13 protein-coding genes and 1 riboswitch are annotated in these 18,454 nt (G+C 48.6%); of the genes, 7 read left to right on the top strand and 6 right to left on the bottom strand.

What is annotated here, in order from left to right; genetic code table 11:
* Positions 1-16: 16 nt before the first annotated feature.
* The 3 genes from kdpB to ACZGCQ_RS10505 are packed head-to-tail and all read left to right on the top strand — an operon-like array spanning position 17 to position 3,707.
* Positions 17-2,086: a potassium-transporting ATPase subunit KdpB gene (gene kdpB / locus ACZGCQ_RS10515; protein WP_481266204.1), complete on the top strand. Its 2,070-nt coding sequence runs from the start codon at positions 17-19 to the stop codon at positions 2,084-2,086.
* A 14-nt stretch (positions 2,087-2,100) separates the two neighbouring features.
* Entirely contained in the window at positions 2,101-2,622 is a 522-nt protein-coding gene (kdpC, locus tag ACZGCQ_RS10510) for a K(+)-transporting ATPase subunit C (RefSeq protein WP_481266203.1), read from the top strand.
* Positions 2,619-3,707 carry a universal stress protein gene (locus tag ACZGCQ_RS10505; protein ID WP_481266202.1) on the top strand — a complete coding sequence of 363 codons (1,089 nt, stop codon included), beginning with the start codon at positions 2,619-2,621 and terminating at the stop codon, positions 3,705-3,707. The genes kdpC and ACZGCQ_RS10505 overlap by 4 nt, the downstream gene beginning before the upstream one ends.
* Before the next feature lie 313 nt (positions 3,708-4,020).
* On the opposite strand, the gene ACZGCQ_RS10500 is transcribed toward ACZGCQ_RS10505, so the two are convergent.
* Positions 4,021-7,605: an SH3 domain-containing protein gene (locus ACZGCQ_RS10500; protein ID WP_214813239.1), complete on the bottom strand. Its 3,585-nt coding sequence runs from the start codon at positions 7,603-7,605 to the stop codon at positions 4,021-4,023.
* A gap of 201 nt (positions 7,606-7,806) precedes the next feature.
* The gene (locus ACZGCQ_RS10495; RefSeq protein WP_481266201.1) at positions 7,807-9,837 is read right to left on the bottom strand and encodes a thioredoxin domain-containing protein; all 2,031 of its coding nucleotides are present in this window, start codon (positions 9,835-9,837) and stop codon (positions 7,807-7,809) included.
* Positions 9,838-10,437: 600 nt separating this feature from the next.
* Here ACZGCQ_RS10495 and ACZGCQ_RS10490 point away from each other — a divergent pair.
* Together ACZGCQ_RS10490 and ACZGCQ_RS10485 are read left to right on the top strand one after the other, a co-directional pair.
* Positions 10,438-10,617, top strand: a complete 180-nt coding sequence (locus tag ACZGCQ_RS10490) for a DUF2188 domain-containing protein (protein ID WP_481266200.1) — start codon at positions 10,438-10,440, stop codon at positions 10,615-10,617.
* 129 nt (positions 10,618-10,746) lie between these two features.
* Positions 10,747-13,494 carry a chitobiase/beta-hexosaminidase C-terminal domain-containing protein gene (locus ACZGCQ_RS10485; protein WP_481266199.1) on the top strand — a complete coding sequence of 916 codons (2,748 nt, stop codon included), beginning with the start codon at positions 10,747-10,749 and terminating at the stop codon, positions 13,492-13,494.
* 15 nt (positions 13,495-13,509) lie between these two features.
* On the opposite strand, the gene ACZGCQ_RS10480 is transcribed toward ACZGCQ_RS10485, so the two are convergent.
* A complete protein-coding gene (locus ACZGCQ_RS10480; protein WP_029342605.1) occupies positions 13,510-13,866 on the bottom strand; it encodes a hypothetical protein in 357 nt (118 codons plus the stop codon).
* 348 nt (positions 13,867-14,214) lie between these two features.
* Here ACZGCQ_RS10480 and ACZGCQ_RS10475 point away from each other — a divergent pair, with 348 nt between their 5' ends.
* A complete protein-coding gene (locus tag ACZGCQ_RS10475; RefSeq protein WP_047392992.1) occupies positions 14,215-15,093 on the top strand; it encodes a CAP domain-containing protein in 879 nt (292 codons plus the stop codon).
* Between the two features lie 86 nt (positions 15,094-15,179).
* Entirely contained in the window at positions 15,180-15,680 is a 501-nt protein-coding gene (locus ACZGCQ_RS10470; RefSeq protein ID WP_047392995.1) for a GNAT family N-acetyltransferase, read from the top strand.
* Positions 15,681-15,739: 59 nt separating this feature from the next.
* Here the strand turns inward: ACZGCQ_RS10470 and ACZGCQ_RS10465 are convergent, their stop codons facing one another.
* From ACZGCQ_RS10465 to ACZGCQ_RS10455, 3 genes are read right to left on the bottom strand one after another with little or no spacing between them, the layout of a single operon-like run.
* Positions 15,740-16,555: a MetQ/NlpA family ABC transporter substrate-binding protein gene (locus ACZGCQ_RS10465; protein ID WP_029342601.1), complete on the bottom strand. Its 816-nt coding sequence runs from the start codon at positions 16,553-16,555 to the stop codon at positions 15,740-15,742.
* 27 nt (positions 16,556-16,582) lie between these two features.
* Positions 16,583-17,248: a methionine ABC transporter permease gene (locus tag ACZGCQ_RS10460; protein ID WP_023469366.1), complete on the bottom strand. Its 666-nt coding sequence runs from the start codon at positions 17,246-17,248 to the stop codon at positions 16,583-16,585.
* Positions 17,238-18,251: a methionine ABC transporter ATP-binding protein gene (locus ACZGCQ_RS10455; protein WP_481266198.1), complete on the bottom strand. Its 1,014-nt coding sequence runs from the start codon at positions 18,249-18,251 to the stop codon at positions 17,238-17,240. Before ACZGCQ_RS10455 ends, ACZGCQ_RS10460 begins: the two co-directional genes overlap by 11 nt.
* Positions 18,252-18,336: 85 nt before the next feature.
* Positions 18,337-18,442: riboswitch (SAM riboswitch) on the bottom strand.
* Positions 18,443-18,454: the final 12 nt, after the last annotated feature.

The raw sequence follows: 18,454 nt of genomic DNA, 5'->3' as shown, positions 1-18,454 counted from the left end.
CAGGAGATAAAAGCATATGATGGAACGAATCATGCATCCGACGCCCGAGGAACACCAACCGAACGGGGAGCCGGAACACCAATCCAAATCAACAATCAATGGCTCGATCGCGCGTCAAGCGACGATCGATGCCTTTAAAAAATTAAATCCCGTCAACATGGTCAAACAACCGATCATGTTCGTCGTCTGGATCGGCTGCTTGCTCGCAATCGGCTATACGATCTTTATTGACGAAATGCGTGGCTTTAACTTGACGGTCAGCATCATCCTCTTTTTGACGGTCTTATTCGCGAACTTCGCGGAGTCGATCGCGGAAGGACGTGGGAAAGCACAAGCGGACTCACTAAAAGCGTCGAAAGCGGACGTCATGGCCCGTAAACGTGTCGGACAACTGATTCAAAGTGTCTCGTCCGCAACACTTCGGAAGGGCGATATCGTCTTCGTCCGAGCAGGGGAGTATGTACCGGGTGACGGTGAAATCATCAAAGGTCTCGCTTCGATTGATGAATCGGCGATCACGGGGGAATCCGCACCCGTTATCAAGGAAGCGGGCGGTGACTTCTCATCGGTCATCGGTGGCACGCTCGTCATCAGTGACGAGATCGAAGTCCGGATCACGAGCAATCCGGGAGAATCGTTCCTCGATCAGATGATTGCCCTCGTCGAAGGCGCAAGTCGTCAAAAGACACCGAATGAACTCGCGTTATCAACGCTCTTGACGAGCTTGACATTGATTTTCTTACTTGTCGTCATGACACTACCGTTCTTTACGAACTACCTTGGATTTGATCTTTCAGGTCCAATCTTGATTGCCTTACTCGTCTGTTTAATTCCGACGACGATCGGCGGCTTACTGTCTGCGATCGGAATCGCCGGAATGGACCGCGTTACGCGCTTTAACGTCATCGCGATGAGCGGAAAGGCGGTCGAAGCAGCAGGTGATATCCAGACAATCATTCTGGATAAAACGGGAACGATCACGTTCGGGAACCGGATGGCGTCGGAAATCACACCAGTCGGCGGACGCACTGCTGAGCAGGCGTTCGAGGGGGCAATCCTCGCCTCGCTCGCTGATGAGACACCAGAAGGACGTTCCGTTCTTGAACTCGCTGAACTTCGCGCAATGCCGGTGGAACAACACTGGTTAGATGGTGCAGAGATCGTACCGTTTCGAGCAGAGACACGAATGTCCGGACTCGACTTAAGAGATGGACGCCGTGTACGCAAAGGGGCGGGACAAGCGATTCAAGAATGGGTCAAGGAACAAGGTGGCGCGATTCCGAATGATTTGCAAGAGAAAGTAGATACGGTTTCTCGTCTCGGCGGAACACCACTTGTCGTCGCGATCGACGCAACGATCCTTGGCGTCATCTATTTAAAAGATACGGTGAAACCCGGAATGCGGGAACGATTTGATCGGCTGCGTGAAATGGGCATCAAGACGGTCATGTGTACCGGTGACAACCCATTGACGGCAGCAACGATCGCCCGCGAAGCAGGAGTCGATGATTTCGTCGCGGAATGTAAGCCGGAAGACAAGATTCGTGTCATCCAGCAGGAACAAGCAGCCGGTCACCTCGTCGCGATGACGGGAGACGGTACGAATGACGCACCAGCACTCGCTCAAGCCGATGTCGGTCTCGCGATGAACAGCGGAACACAAGCGGCGAAAGAAGCAGCGAACATGATTGATCTTGATTCAAACCCGACGAAGATCATCGAAGTCGTCGAAATCGGGAAGCAGCTCTTGATGACACGGGGAGCGTTGACGACGTTCTCGATCGCAAACGATGTCGCGAAATATTTTGCGATCATCCCGGCAATGTTCATGGTCGCCATTCCACAGATGGAAGTACTCAATATCATGCGTCTTGATTCACCGACGAGTGCGATCTTGTCTGCCTTGATCTTCAACGCGATCATCATTCCGATGTTGATTCCGCTTGCGATGCGAGGAGTCACTTACAAACCGATGACGGCGGATCAATTACTCGGTCGTAACTTACTGATCTACGGTCTTGGCGGTGTCGTCGTACCGTTCATCGGGATTAAAATCATCGATGTCTTGCTTGCAAGCATCCTCTAAGGAGAAAACGAATCATGAAACAAGCCATTCGTGTGACGGTCTTCGTCGCAGCGTTATGCGGGATCTTCTTTCCCGCTTTATTGACCCTGTTTGGTCAATTACTCGTACCGGATAAAGCTGAAGGTTCTTTAGTACAAGAAAACGGAAAATTCATCGGATCGGAATTGATTGCCCAGCCGTTCACGTCGAAACAGTATTTTCACGGACGTCCATCAGCGGTCGATCAATTAGCGGGAGCGTCTGCTGGGGATAACCTAGCAGCATCGAACCCGGAGCTTGGCACGAAGATGGCGGAATTACAGAAACAGAACCAAGAGGACGGCGCTTTGCTTCCGGACGATGCCCTCGTGACATCCGGTTCTGGCTTCGATCCGCACATCTCAGTCGATTATGCTTTGGTTCAGGCGAAGCGTATCGCAACCGCGCGCGACCTATCGCGTGAAGAAGTACGAAAGTTGATCACGAAGGAAGCAGGAACCCATGATTACGTCAACGTCTTGCGCTTGAACTTAGCACTTGATCGGAGTAAGTCATGACACGAGGAAAGCTGAAGCTGTACATCGGCTCAGCTCCTGGTGTCGGAAAGACGTATAAGATGCTGGCCGATGCGCGAACATTGACGCTTGAAGGTAAGGATGTCGTCATCGGTCTGATTGAGACACATGGTCGAAAAGAGACGGCGGAGATGGTCGGGCAACTCGAACAAGTCCCGCTACTTGAAGTCGTCTATAAGGAAAAAGTATTCCCCGAGGTGAACGTGGACGCGATCATTGCCCGTCGCCCGGATATCGTCCTGATTGATGAACTGGCGCATACGAATGCGCCAGGATCGGTACGAAAAAAACGCTATCAAGATGTCGCAGCACTGCTTGAAGCGGGAATTAATGTCTATTCGGCCGTCAACATCCAGCATTTCGAAAGCTTGCTCTTTAAAGTCAAAGAAGTGACGGGCGTCGAAGTGCGGGAACGCATCCCGGATCCGTTTCTCGGTGAAGCCGATGAGATTCTACTCGTCGATGTCACGCCACAGACGTTACGGGAACGACTCGAGCAAGGAAAGATCTATAAGAAGGAAAAAATCGAACAGAGCTTGAATTCGTTCTTCTCGCTTCAGAATCTTGCGAGCTTACGTGAGTTATCGCTACGGCAGGTCGCGGACGAAGTCGACGATCAAGTCTACCAATCACGCTTGTTGATCGAAAAGGATCCAGCGACGTTACAAGAACGGATTCTCGTCTGTATCCAGCTCAACGACAACGCGCGGAAGTTGATCTATCGCGGCTTTCGGATGGCGAGCCGGCTAAAAGCAGATCTATATGTACTAACGATTTTACCGGCAGCGGAGAATCAATTGAATGCCAAACAAAAAGAAGTACTTGCGATGGTCCGCGAGAGTGGCTCCTTGTTCGGAGCAGAAGTGCTGATCCGAATCCAAGGCGAGCGCTCGATTGCCCAAGCGATCACGGCAGCTGCCAAGCATCATCGCATCACTCAAATCGTCCTCGGTCAATCTGCACGGACCCGTTGGCAGGAAGTCCGGCGTGGATCGATCATCAATGAAATCATGCGTCATGTCCGCGGGATCGATATTCAAATCGTTGCCGATGACATGGAACGCTAGGGGAGCCCTTCCGCGTAAATGCAGGGGTTCTCTTCGAAGTTTGTCGTTTCACAAGACGAACGAGTCGGTCATTCTCCCTTTCCTCAGGCGGGAGGTAAGCCGCGGCATCCCCGCATGTGACGCGGTCTGCCGGGTCTTACCTAACCCTGACGAAAGCGCCGAGCGCGCTTTCTTATCCTGTAGGAGTGGAGGATGACCTTTTTCGTTCTACACTAATCAAAAAGGAAAGACCGTTCCAGTGAAGTCACCAGAACGGTCTTTCCTTTTTGTTGGAATTATTTCATTGATTTAAAGACTCAGCTTCATCGTTTCCTTAACGAGCGAAGACCGGAATATCGAAGGTAGCCGTATAGCTATCCATCTGTTGATAGAGTGAATAGATCCGTGATGTCTGTTTGACGGCCCATCCCATGTCTGTTGCGTACTGATGGCTACCAGGGCGCATCGGACTCCAACGCATTTTGTAAAGCGTATTTTGTCCATAGGCATTGTGGATGTACTTCGTGCTGATGAATTCAGCACCACCGACAATCGCGGCTTCCGGAGTGAACCAACCTTGGCTATACGCATAAGCAGCACCAGTGTTGATTGCATCGTAATCATACGCACCAATGCCGTACATGTTGTAGACTTTGCGTCCATTCCATGTCACACCCATTGCGAGTGTCGATTTTCCGTTACCTGTCTCAAGCAAAGCGTGGGAGATCAAGTAAGCTTCGTTGACGCTGTACTTTTGACCAGCATCGATAAACGCTTGACCACAACTACCGTTGCTACACTTGTTGAAGATTCCTTCGCCCTTCGTCACGTTCGCTAACATCTTATCGAGTGTCGCAGGTGTCGCACCTGTTGTTTTCGATAGATCAAGGAACTGATAGAAGTCTGAAGAATTCCGGTCGACCTTCAGTGGATCAGCAGCGTTACGGACGTCTGTTTCGAGTGCATTCAGCCACTGGATCGTCGAGTAATTCGTTGCGTTCGAATAGACACGTGGGTACGTCGTATAGAAGCCGCTGACGGATTGATAGACGCGAATCATCCGACCAGGCTGGAATTGACCATAGACGTGACTTGCTGTCGAAGCGCCTGAACGAATGTTGAGCGGTGTCGTCGCTGTGACAGTCGCAATCGTTCCATTGACTGGATCGAGTGCACCACCGAGACGGACGTAACCCGTGCTGACGTACATCAATTTGTTTTTGTAGATATCCGTTTGCGGAGGTGGATTTAGTTTCATCTGTGCGCTGATGAAACTATCGAACGTATACGGTGTCGCGACGGAGTTATAGACGTTTAATTTAGAAGAAGTCGTCACGAACGCCCCCTTATATGCATATCCACTTTTGCCATCGTAGGAAATCTTATACCAATCACCGATTTGACCAGAGACAGTGACGACGAGATTTTGAGGAATCGTCTTGATGACATTGTATGAGCTACCGACGTAAGAGCGTAAAGCAACGTTTGATGTAGCCCGTACGTACAATTTTTGTTTTGCTTCGTATTTGATTGATGACGTGTTTTGTCCGGTGCGGATATAACCCGTTTTGCCATCAATCGTTACTTTATGCCACGAGGTGTTCGTGTAGGACGTGATCAAAGAAGATGTGTAATAGACATTTCCGAACGAGAGTGTCGTTACAGTTGCTGCTTGATCGTCCGGTGCTTGTTTGACGACAAGTGATTGATTCGCCAAGAAACGTGCACCCGTAATCTTTTTCGTTTCCGTGTACGGTGTCAGTGTTGATTTTAAAACATAGCCGTTTTTACCAGCGTAGCTGATTTTTAACCACTGATCGAGACTACCTGTTACTTGAACGACGGCTGCTTTTGGCAGCTTCGTCACCGTCGCATAAGCTGAACCGGCATCCGACTGGAGTGTCGTATCCGTCGTTGCTTGATAGCGGTGGTTATTGACACTTTCGTATGTGACAGGTGAACCTTGATTGATTTGAATGTAACCGGTTTTCCCGTCAACCGTCAGGCGATGCCATTGCTCCGAACGACCAGTCGTGACGACTTGATTCGTCGTGTAGACGTCTCCAGAAGAGAGGCGAACGAGAGTGTCAGCTGTCGCTTGGTGCGACGTTTTTACTTCGACGGTACGTCCAAGGCGATAAGAAGAAGATGGAATCGATTGCGTCATGACTTTTTCCTTAGCGTAACGTGAAGCGATGTAACCTGTTTTCCCGTTGTACGTCACACGATACCAGTCGTCGATCATTCCAGTGACCGTGATGCTCGTACCAGAAGGAATCGTTCTGACAGTCGCATAAGTGTTTCCGGCATATGAGCGTAATGGTGTCGAAGTCGTCGTTTGCATGACGATCCGATCCGATTGATAACGAACGCTCTTGCCTTGACCGACAGGAATGTAGCCTGTCTTTCCATCCTTGCTCACACGATGCCATTGCTGACCGTTTGACGTCACGAGTTGTGTCGTGTAGTAGATGTCACCGCTCTGCAGTGTTGTCAGCGTGGATGCTTTTACATCTGGTGAAGATTTGATCGAAACTGCTTTTTCAAGTTCAAAGCGTGCGCCTGCAATTTTCTGCTTCGTTGCAAGCGTCGTAAAGGTGTTGGAAGCAGCATATCCCGTTTTACCGTTATAACTGACCCGGTACCAATTGCCGATCCGTCCAGAAATTTTGATGATCGTATTGCTCGGGATCGTTTGCACTGCAGCATACGATGGACCTGCATACGAGCGGATCGTTGTCGCGGCTGTCGTTTTCAATGAAAGGTTTGATTGTGATTCGTAAGCGATTGGTGTTGCCTGATTCGCTAATACGAAGCCGGTTTTACCTTCCTTCGATACTTGATACCATGTTTCACCGAGTGGATTCGTCACACGTGTCTTCGTGTAGTAGACGTTTCCAGCACTTAGTGTCGCAAGTGTTTTTCCATTGGTTGCAGGTGTCGTCTTGATGGCAAGTGATGCTGTCAACAGGAAGCGTGAAGACGGAAGCTTCGTCTTTTCTGTGTACTCTGCCAATGTAGCGGATAAGACGTAACCCGTTTTACCAGCGTATGTGACTTGATGATACGTTGCCGTCTTAGCGCTTGATGTGACAATCGTGTCTTTCGGAAGACTGGCTAAGCTATTCTTCGCTTCCGCTTGACTGTAAAGGGGTGTCACACTTTTCGTCTGATACCGTGTTTGTGGAATCAATGTCACACTTTGCTTTTCAGAAGAGGCGAACGCATCTTGATGCATGTAGCCTTTTTTCCCATCGTACTGAACGCTGACCCAGTCCTCGATCCGACCGACGATTTTGACGTCTTTTCCAGATGGAATGGTCTGAACTTTTGGATAACCTGTTCCAGCGTATTGGCGCAAGATATAAGCATCGACCGTTCTTGACGTCGTGTTCGTCACCTTTTTATAGGCAACTGCTTTTGCGCCGGCAGCTACATAGCCCGTCTTCCCGTCATATTTGACGCGGTACCATGTTTCGCCATATGGATTCGTCACACGTTGTGACGTGTAGTACACATCCTCTTCGTTCAACGTACCGATCGTCGTTGCAGTATCCACTGCGGTCTTTTTGATCGGTGTTTTTTTGAGGACGAGGTAGCGCTGTCCAGAAACGGTTTGTTTCTTTTCGTACAGCGTGAGGTATTTCGACGCGACATATCCCGTTTTTCCAGCGTATGTCACTCTTCTGAATGCTCCAGAAGCATACGTGGATGAAACGACAGTTCCGGTCTTGATCGTCAACAAGCGTTTCCGAGAAGATGCCGTCTTGTCGTACAGATAACTATCGGTAGACAGACGGTAGGTCGTCGCTTTCGTCGTCGCTGCTTCAGCTACTGGTAAAGATGTTAAAACGATGCTGAAAACGATGAGAAAGCTTGCGAACACCTTCAAGGTCTTCGAGAATGATGTCGTGTTCAAAGTATCTTTCCTCCTAGTAGATATTCGTCCGGATGGACGGAATCGGCTTCTAGGATGTCTAAGTCTAAGTTGTGAAATCTATTGCCTATCCTTACTATCGACAATATCGGATTTTTATGAACAAAATATTGAATTTTTTTGAAAAAAGGGGTCTGGTTTTTTGAAAAACCCTCCTGTTTTTTTAAACAAGAGGGAATATGGTCAGATATTGAGACGAGCGAGGAGTTCCGTCAGATTCGTCGTTGGTCGTTCACACGAAAAATCATGACAGAGATAAGCAGTAGGTACGTTTGGTTCAGGATAATCTGCGAGCAGTGGTACAAGCGGTAGAAGGTCACGTTTCGTCCCAATCAACAAAGCGACTTCTGGCAAGCGCATCCGTTGCAGTTGATCGATTTCGATTGGGATCTCCGACTCTTCAGGAATCAAGATGATCAATTCCTTCGGTTCCATCTGCCGGTAGGTGAAAGTACTGACAAGTGAGGCAAAGCCTGTTGGTTGTTGCTCGACTTCCTCTACTAATGCCGAAAGAGCCCGTTCAGCACTTTCTTGATAGACGAGACGCCCGGTGAGGCGACTGAGCGTGAAGAAGACATGTAAGGCAACGCTGTTTCCGGCGGGTGTGACCCCATCATACAGATCAAGTGGACGAACGAGTAGTTCGTCGGAGTGTGAAGACGTCAGATAAAAATAACCATCCGCTGTTTGGAACTGTTCTTGTAGCACATCTGCAAGTGCTAAAGCCTCCTTTAGATGAAGCGCCCGTCGTGTTGATTGGAACAGTTCAAGATGTGCGTCGATCAAATACGCATAGTCATCGAGGAATCCGTGTCCGGTTGCTTGTCCTTCGCGGTAATGAACGGCAAGTTGATTCTCCGTACGGACGAATCGTTCAAGCGACGTCATCGCACGCGTTGCGACATGAGTATAATACGGTTCACCGAAGACGCGACCGGCTTTAGCGAATGTCGAGATCATCATCGCATTCCACGATGTCAACCGTTTATCATCACGAAACGGGCGCGGACGTTCATTTCGCGCATTGAGGAGAAGCTGGCGCTCGCGTTCGAGTTGTGCCGCTGTTTCAGCAGGCGACAAGTGAACAGAACGTGCGAATGCCTCAAGTGTTCGTCCTGTTCGATAAAAGACGTTCCGTCCTTCGAAGTTCCCCGATGGTGAAGCATGGTAGAAGCGCGGGAACAGTGCGTCTGGTCCGAGTAAGTCCGTCAGTTCAGCTACCGTGAACGTATAAAAATGTCCTTCGCCTCCTTCGCTATCTGCATCCAGTGCGGCATAGAAGGTGCCATCCGATGCGGTCAGTTCCTGTTCTATGAATGTCAGCACTTCTTCTGCGTAGCGTCGGAACCGAATCTGTCCAGTCACTTGGTATGTTTCGATGCATAAGGTCGCGAACCACGCGTTGTCGTACAGCATCTTCTCAAAATGAGGAATCTGCCACTCGGCATCGACCGTATAGCGGAACAGACCGTAGCCGACTTGATCGGTCATCCCACCGTCACGCATCGCGATCAATGAACGCATGACCATATGGAGCGCCGTCTCGTCTTCCGCGAATCGATAATAATCAAGCAAGAAACGAAGTAGGGCAGGCGACGGAAACTTCGGTGCCTCGCCGAATCCACCGTGTTGACGGTCGAATTGTCGCATCGCCTGATCGAAGGTATCGTGAATGATGGATTCATCCCAAGTATGGGTAGACGTCGCAGGCTGTAATACGTCGCGAAGCGTCTGCGACATGTTCTGACCGACTTGGGCGATTTTTTCTGGTGAACGGCGGAATTGCTCGCTGAGCTGAAGTGTCACCTGACGAAAACTCGGGCGGTTGAACTGAGGCGTCTTCGGAAAATACGTACCGATATAAAACGGTTGCTGGTCCGCTGTCATGAAGACACTCAGTGGCCAGCCGCCTTGTCCGTTCATGACTTGAGCCGCCGTCATATACAAGTGGTCAATGTCAGGACGTTCTTCCCGGTCGACCTTGATTGCGATGTAGCGTTCGTTCAAGAGGCGTGCCGTTTCTTCATCCTCGAAGCTTTCGTGAGACAGCACATGGCACCAATGGCACGTCGAATAACCAATTGATAAAAAGATCGGCTTGCCGCTTTCTCGAGCGGCAGTGAAGGCGTCTTCGCCCCACGGATACCAATCGACAGGCTGATGAGCGTGTTGCAATAGGTAGGGACTCGTTTCATGGATAAGTCGATTCGACATGATGGATTTCCCTCGTTTCTTCTATAGTAATGAGTCCTCTTCACGATACTCGGCTTTTACGGCAGGTGCAACTCCAATTCTAAGACAGGAGAAAACGATTTTTAAAAAGAAAGATTGACTTTATAAAAGAAAGTGTGATAGATTAATATAAGTCATGAATCGGGGATGATCACTCATGTGAGAATCTTCAATCCATATCATACAATTAAATCGACAGGTCAGGATTTTTAGACCGCTACTGACAAATGAGTCAGACATAAGTCATCGCTTTTATTTTGTCCTTCTTCATACTACGAGGAGAAGTTGACCCAGCAAGATAAACCTTCCAATCGATACTTTTCCGCTCATTCCCGAGCTATTTCTAAAAATCCCAGTATCATGCGTCCGTTGCAGACGCATCACGATTCTTGCTAAAATGCTTGATTCAGCTGGCGCGGCCAAGGAGCCGTAACAACGAAAGAGAGGTAGGGCTTTCGTCGTTTCAGGTGTTTTGATCACCTGTAATCCTCGATTCTCATGACAACCAAAAACAACGACACGCTGATGAGGCGTTTTTTTTGTGCCTTTTTTTGGGTAATGGTGAAAGAAGGGGGTGACGACATGCCATGGAACGAAAAGGATTATCCAGAGTCATTCAAGAATTTTGATCCGCCACTTCGGAAAAAAGCGATTGAGATTGCGAACGCTCTGTTAGAAGAAGGGTATGAAGAAGGACGCGCGATCCCGATTGCGACGTCGCAAGCTGAAAAATGGTACGAAAGTCACAAAGGCGAACAATAAAAAGTTGTAAGCGATACCATTTCTTTCATTTACGAAGGATGGTATCTTTTTTTACGAAAAATATACACTATTGAGAATATAATCTGATATTATAAAGAAGTGTCAGAAAATTCAATAGGGGGTCTCATCATGAAATACGGCAGTACGTTTGGAAAGTGGGCATTGGCCGGAGTATTAACAGCAGGAATCCTTCCACAAGCGGGTCTTGTCGGGGCAGAAGGCGAAGGCGTCATCTTGTCTGAATACATAGAAGGAACAAGCAACAACAAGGCAATCGAGCTATACAATGGATCGGGGCAAATCATTGATTTAGCAGACTATACACTCGTTCAGTATACGAATGGTGGACCGTCAGAAGCGAAAATCACACTATCGGGGAAAGTGGATCCAGGGAAGACGTTCGTCATCGCGAACTCGAGTGCGAATGCAGATATCAAAGCAAGGGCACAATTGACGACGGGATCATTGAACTTCAACGGGAATGATCCGATTGCATTGAAAAAGGGTGATGTCGTTCTTGATATCATCGGGCCACTCGGTTCATCGACGGATTTCGCAAAAGATACGACACTTGTCCGGAAATCAGGCGTCACATCGGGTGCTAAAACGTACGAACCATCACAGTGGACGAGCTTCCCGGTTGATACACTGACGAATCTCGGCAGTCATCAGACAGAAGCGGGCGACGTTCTCGCGGCACCTACAGCTTCTCCGGTTGGTGAAGTCGAACGTGGAGATCAAGTAACGTTGTCAGGCGAAGGAACGATCCATTATACGGTTGATGGCACGACACCGACTGTCGACAGTCCAGTGTACACATCACCCATTACGATCAACGATGAAGTGACGATTCAAGCAGTTGCCGTCAAGGACGGTAAAACGTCAGCTGTTTCGACGTTTAAGTATTACATCGCACCACCGATCACGAAAATCAACAGCATCCAAGGTATTGCGCATACATCACCATATGCCGACCAGCTCGTCCGGACGACAGGTGTCGTCACGTATGTCGTTGATGCGAATAACTTCTACATGCAGGATCCGAATCCGGATAACGACAGCCGGACATCAGAAGGGATTCTCGTCTATGCAAAAAACCACGGTGCTGCTGTTGGACAAAAAGTCGCGACGACAGGATATGTCAAAGAGTGGTTGCTTGGCGGCTACAGCGATAAGTTCGATACAGACTTAGCAGTCACGGAAATCAGTACGGTCAATCTTGTGAAGGGTGCACTCAACGAAGGGTTACCAGCGAGTATTGTTCTCGGTGATGAAGGTGTCTTGATTCCGACACAAGTCGTTGATAACGACTCGTTCGCTCAGTTTGACCCAGAAGAAGATGCGATTGATTTGTATGAAAGCTTAGAAGGCATGCGTGTCGCTTTACCGAATGCAATCGTCACAGGTCCGCAAGCAAACCGGACGATTCCAGTTCGGACGCAGACTGCGGATAAGGTCTATACGAAACGCGGAACTCCAATCTTGACGAAGGACAACGTCAACCCGGAACGTCTCTTCGTTGAGATGGGTAGCTCGTCGTTCCGTGCAAAAGCTGGTGATACGTTCGACGGAACAATTGAAGGGGTCATGAGCTACAACTATTCGGCGTATAAAGTACTTTCAAAAGCAGCGGATCTTCCGAAACTCGTTGCGCGTGAAGCGAATCGTCAGCCGACGAACATCGAAACGGGTGAATCACGCCTGACTGTCGCTTCGTACAACGTCGAGAACTTCGCCTCAACAGCAGACGCTGGAAAAGTCGATCGTGTCTCAGAAGGTATTGCGACATTCCTCAAGACACCGGACATCGTCGGTTTGACAGAGATGCAGGATAACGATGGTGCGACGGATAGCGGTACAGTTGATGCTTCGAAATCATTTGAGACATTAATTGCAGCGATTGAAGCGAAAACAGGTGTCCGGTATGCGTACACAGACATCGCACCAGAAGATAAGAAAGACGGTGGACAGCCAGGCGGAAACATCCGTGTCGGATTCCTCTACAATCCAGCACGTGTATCGCTCGCACCAGGTGAAAAAGGTAGCGCGACAGAAGCCGTTGCGGTGGAAGAAGGTAAGTTAACGAAAAACCCAGGTCGTATCCAGCCGATGGATCCGAACTTCGCGAGTTCACGGAAACCACTCGTCGCAGAATTCCTCTTTAACGGTGATTCGTACCATGTCATCGTCAACCACTTCAACTCAAAAGGTGGCGACGGAGCTGACTTCGGTAAAAACCAACCGGTCGTGCGTAAAAGTGAAGTCCAGCGTCATGCGATTGCGAACATCGTTCAGGACTTCGTCTCTGAATTGAAGACGGAAGTCAAAGACTCGAACGTCGTCGTTCTCGGTGACTTGAACGACTTCCAGTTCTCGAAAACACTTGATATCTTAAAAGGTGATAACTTGTGGAACACAGTCGACGATCTGCCGGAATCAGAGCGGTACTCGTATGTCTATAACGGAAACGCTCAAGTGCTCGACCATATCTTGATCTCGAATAACTTGAAATCGTATACGTCGTCGGATATCGTCAACATCAACTCAGAGTATATGGAAGCAGACGGTAGCGCGAGTGATCACGATCCAGCGATCATCTCGATTCAAGGTGCAGAGACGGCCGTACCTGTCAAAGGAAAAGCAGAAGTCGGCATCTGGCGTGCTGTTCAAAAAGGAAAACATATCTTCATTGAACGGAAACTAGGGCGCAACTGGGATAAAGCAAGTGAAACACATGCAGACCAACAAGGTGAGTTGCTTGCACTCCGTGTTTCGCAAGGGCGTCCATACATTCAAGTCAAAACGATCAAAGGAAAAACGGTTTGGCTTGAACTGTCGAACAAGTATAAGTTGAAAGAAACAACAAAATATCAATAAAATTAAAAAGCGGACTTAGCGGTCCGCTTTTTTGCGTGCTGGAATTAAAAGCGAAAGAAGTGAGAGGGTGCTGATAGAGAGCGTCGAAATTAAAGCAATCGGTAGAGGAATGACGCGGAACATATACGTGAAGTGGATCAAGATTAAAAAAAGGATGATAGCAAGACCAGGAATGAATTTCTTAGAGAGAAGCATACCTGATCCGGGTACGAGCAACTCGAAACCGAGCCGTTGATTCAGGCGGACATCTTCGTGTGCATTCGCTAAACTAAACGATACGGTCAAGACGACAAGAATCATCCAGCCGGAAAATAAGTATTGTTGAATCGGTAAAAAAGCAATGGATTCATAAATGAAATACAGTAAAACCATAGGTCAACTCCTTCATATCATCATGTTATTTGGAAAAGCATTGAAAGTTTGGCTTACGAATTCTAATGATACCGAGTCGATAATCGGAGAGCAATCAAAATTCGCTGAGAATGAAATAAAAGAATGTTCGCACATTTCAACAATAGGGGAAGATAGTTTAGAATGTATATTAAATTCTTTCAAGAATCGTTTAAACAAAAGCTTTTTTGAAATGGGAGCGTTCTCACGAAATATGTCGGATTTGTGGACGAAAGATGTGATTTAGACAAATGAGAGCCGATGACTGTTCGAAGGAATGATTTTCTTTTAAAATAAAGGTAATGAAGTAGAAGGAGGCGAAACGAGGACATGAAAAAATGGTTGATCATCGGAGTAGCAGCAGTAGCCTTTTTCGGCTACGAAAACATTCCAATGGAACAAGCAGAAGCCGATTACCCGAAAAGCGGCGGCAAGCTGATTGATCGATATAGCAGTGAGTACCCGGGATACGACTGGGAAGTCAGACGGACATCAACGGAGGAATTCGTCGCCTTGACGAAAGATGGTAAGGACTACGGGAAGTATCGTTTCAAGAACGGGGTGACGACGCAAGGTGCCGTTCTTAATAAAGATACGGAATCGTCGCTGAAGAAAAAGGGTTGGACCGCAGTGAAGTCCTACCGTAAAGGCAACACAAACTACATGTTGAACCTGGATCATGCCGCGGTCTATGAGAAGAAAGGCAATTACGTGACGTACTTCTTCGATCAGCATGACGGCAATAAGGTCAAAGCGACGCTTGCGATTCCAAAAGACGTCGAAGCGAAGAAAAAAGGCTTCTATGGTACGGCTTCGAATGCGTTACGAACGACAGATGAGAAACTGATGCTTCGGTTGATGAACTGGGAACGGGTTGACTATAAGTTGAATCCGTTAGCACCGTACACGGCACTGAAGCCGGTCACACGCGGTCACAGCGAGAACATGGCGAAGAATAATTTCTTCTCGCATACAGATCCACAAGGTCGCGATCCGTTCGATCGAATGGAACAAGGCGGTATCAAGTTCATGGGAGCCGGTGAGAATCTCTCGATGGGTTATCCGAATGTCTTTGCGGCGCATTGGGGCTTGATGAACTCAAAAGGACACCGCGATAACATCCTTCAAAAGAGCTTCAAGCAGGCGGATGTCGGTGTAGCATTCCGAGATGATTCACCGTACTTCACGATTAATTTCCGAACACCTTAATAGAAGAATGGAGGACGATATCGCTCGATGTCGTCCTCTTTTTTATGAATTAGTTCATTCTATAATACAGGTAGGAGGTGGAACAGTTGGAAATACGTCAATTGACGGCAGAAGATGCAGTACTGTATAAGGCGTTACGATTAGAGGCGTTGCAGAATCATCCGGAAGCATTCGGTTCTGATTATGAAGCAGAAAAAGATCGACCGGTCGAACAGTACGCAACGCGTCTCAAAAGTGAACAGGTATCGACGTTCGGTGCGTTTCATGAAGGAGAACTCGTCGGTGTCGTCACCATCGTCTGTTTAGAGCCAGTGAAGATGAAACATCGGGCGAATCTATTTGCGATGTACGTCACGCCACGCACTCGAAAGCAACAGGTCGGACGACAACTCGTACAAGAGGCATTACGTCGTACATTAAAGCAGCGTCCTGTGATTGAGCAAGTCCATCTCTCGGTCGTCCGGACGAATGAAGCTGCTAAAGCGTTATATCGCTCACTTGGTTTTGAATCATACGCGATTGAACCACGGGCGCTGAAAATCGATGATATGTATCATGATGAAGAACAGATGTGGTATCGGTTTTAACACAAAACGACCGACATTCAAGGAGAGGTAATCTCATTGAATGTCGGTCGTTTTTTGAATCAATTTGCCCATTCAGGCTTGCTGAAGCCTTTAAATGATTTTTCGATGACTGTATTGAAGGCGTCCGATTCGACGGCTGCTTTTAAGTCTTTTGCGACTTGTTTGTCCGCATCTTTCGTTTGGACAGCGACGAGGTTACGGTATTGTTCGTCCATCGTCTCAAGCGCTAACGCATCGAGTAAGTCGAATTTCGCAGCAAGCGCGAAGTTCCCTGGAACAGCTGAGATATCGACACTTTCGACAGCACGTGGCAATTGAGCCGCTTCGAGTGGTTTGATGACGAGTTTCTTCGGATTCTTGACGATATCTTTCTCGGAAACGGTCAGTGGATCGACATCCGGCTTAAGTTCAATCCAGCCTTGTTCTGCCAAGAGGTTCAGTGCTCGTGCTTGGTTCGTCGGATCATTCGGCGTCGCGACTTCAGCACCGGTCTTGACGTCGTCGAGTGTCTTCGCTGTCTTGCTGTATAGTCCCATCGGTGCTGTCGGGACCGTGATGAGTCCTTTTAAATCGAGGTTCTTTTCTTTAGAAAACGTCTTGAGATAGATCGAGTGTTGGAACAAGTTGGCGTCGATGTTTCCGCTACCGAGGGCGATGTTCGGTTGGATGTAATCGCTGAACTCGACGATTTCGACTTTATAGCCTTTCTTTTCGAGTTGTGGCTGGATCGCTTGTTTGACCATGTCGCTATACGGACCACTCGTCGCACCAATCTTGATCGTCTTGTCTTTTTCATCAGCACTGCTGTCTCCACATCCCGCGAGGACTCCTGCACCGAGTAAGGCTGTTGCTAAAAAGGCATATCGTTTTTTCATGATTCCACTCTCCCTTTGTATGTATGATTAGCGTTTATCTGTTTTTCGCGCCAGTTGATTGCCAAGTGCTTGAATACTTTGAACGATAACGATGAGCACGACGATCGTCACGATCATGATGAGATTATCGTAGCGATAGTAACCGAAACGGATCGCGAGGTCACCAACACCACCGCCGCCGACGATACCAGCCATCGCCGAGAAGCCGATCAGACTGATCGTCGTTAATGTGATGCCTTGAATGATGCCGGGAAGTGCTTCCGGTAAAAGGACGCTGACGATGATTCGTAATGGTTTCGCCCCGCACGCTTCCGCTGCTTCAATCAAACCGGGCGGAATCTCACGTAGTGATGTTTCGACGAGTCGCGCGAGAAACGGAATCGCTGCGACACTGAGGCTGACGGATGCTGCCGTCGGACCAATCGTATTGTCGAGCAAGAACTTCGTTAACGGAATGAGGGCAACTAGCAAGATGATGAACGGTAGCGACCGGACGATGTTGACGACGAAATCAAGAACACGTCGGACGGCAAGGTTTTGAAAAAATAATCCGCGGTCGGTGACGAACAAGAGAATCCCGAGCGGAATCCCGACGACCAATGCGAAGGCGAGTGAAATTCCGACCATCCATGCTGTCTCGCCGAGTGCCTTCAAGAGCTCAGGTAACATCGTTTGAATACGATCAAGCCACATCCTGAATCACCTCGAGTGCGTGAAGTTCCGTCGCGAGCCAGTCGAGGGCAGGTGCGATTTGATCGGAGGATCCCGTCAAGCTGACAATCAGGACACCGAAGGCGACGTCTTGAATGTAGTCGACCTTGCCGTGCAAGATGCTGACCGAGATATCGTAACGGCGGATTGCTTCTGATAACGTGCTCTCGCCGGTCTTCTCGCCTGTGAACTGCAAGCGGATGATTTTTCCCGGTGTCGCTTGTAAGATGCGTTCCGGTAGCTCGATTTGTAACGCCGTGTCGACATAATGTTGCGTCACCGGATGTTTGGCTTGGCTGAACAAGTCATAGGTAGAGGCGACTTCGACGACTTCCCCTTGCGACATGACGGCGACACGATGACAAATCTGTTTGACGACATCAATCTCATGCGTGATGAGGACGATCGTCAATCCGAGTCGTTCATTCAAATCTTTTAACAAATCAAGAATCTGAAGCGTCGTGACCGGGTCAAGAGCTGATGTCGCTTCATCACATAACAAGACGGTCGGATTGTTTGCGAGTGCCCGGGCAATCCCGACGCGCTGTTTCTGCCCACCGCTTAATTGACTCGGGAAGTTCGTCTCAAATCCTTCAAGTCCGACGAGCGAGACGAGTTCGCGAATGCGCTCCGGGAAATCTGCTCGTTTGACGCCAGCAGCCTTGAGTGCAAAAGCGATGTTATCCGCAACATTGCGCGACTGGATCAATTGGAAATGCTGAAAGATCATTCCTGTCCGTAAGCGAAGTTGACGCAAATCTGCTTTTGACATCCCGCCGAGCGAGACACCGTCGACCTTGACGGTTCCTTGTGTCGGGTGCTCGAGCCCGTTGATCAGGCGAAGCAATGTACTTTTACCGGCACCGGACTCACCGATGATCCCGAAGATTTCTCCTTTTTGGATCGTCAAATCGACATCCCGTAATGCAAAAATCGGGGTCCGGTCTCGAACGAACCGTTTTGTAATGTGTTTGAATTCAATCATCCGCTCATCTCCTCATACAAAAAAAAGTCGCTTTTTCCTAGTAGCAGAGCAACCAGAAAAAAGCGACGAAAGTGTAAGATTTCGTAACTTATCTCTCAGAATGAAAATCATTCTGTAGGATGTGGCACCGTTCCTGATAGGTGGTTGCCGGACGTCGTTGGGCCTAATCCCTCGGTCGCTCTCGATAAGTAGTTATGCTGTTG

Source organism: Exiguobacterium sp. HSB13 (assembly GCF_056764755.1).
This window is presented reverse-complemented; position numbering and strand designations above follow the sequence as displayed.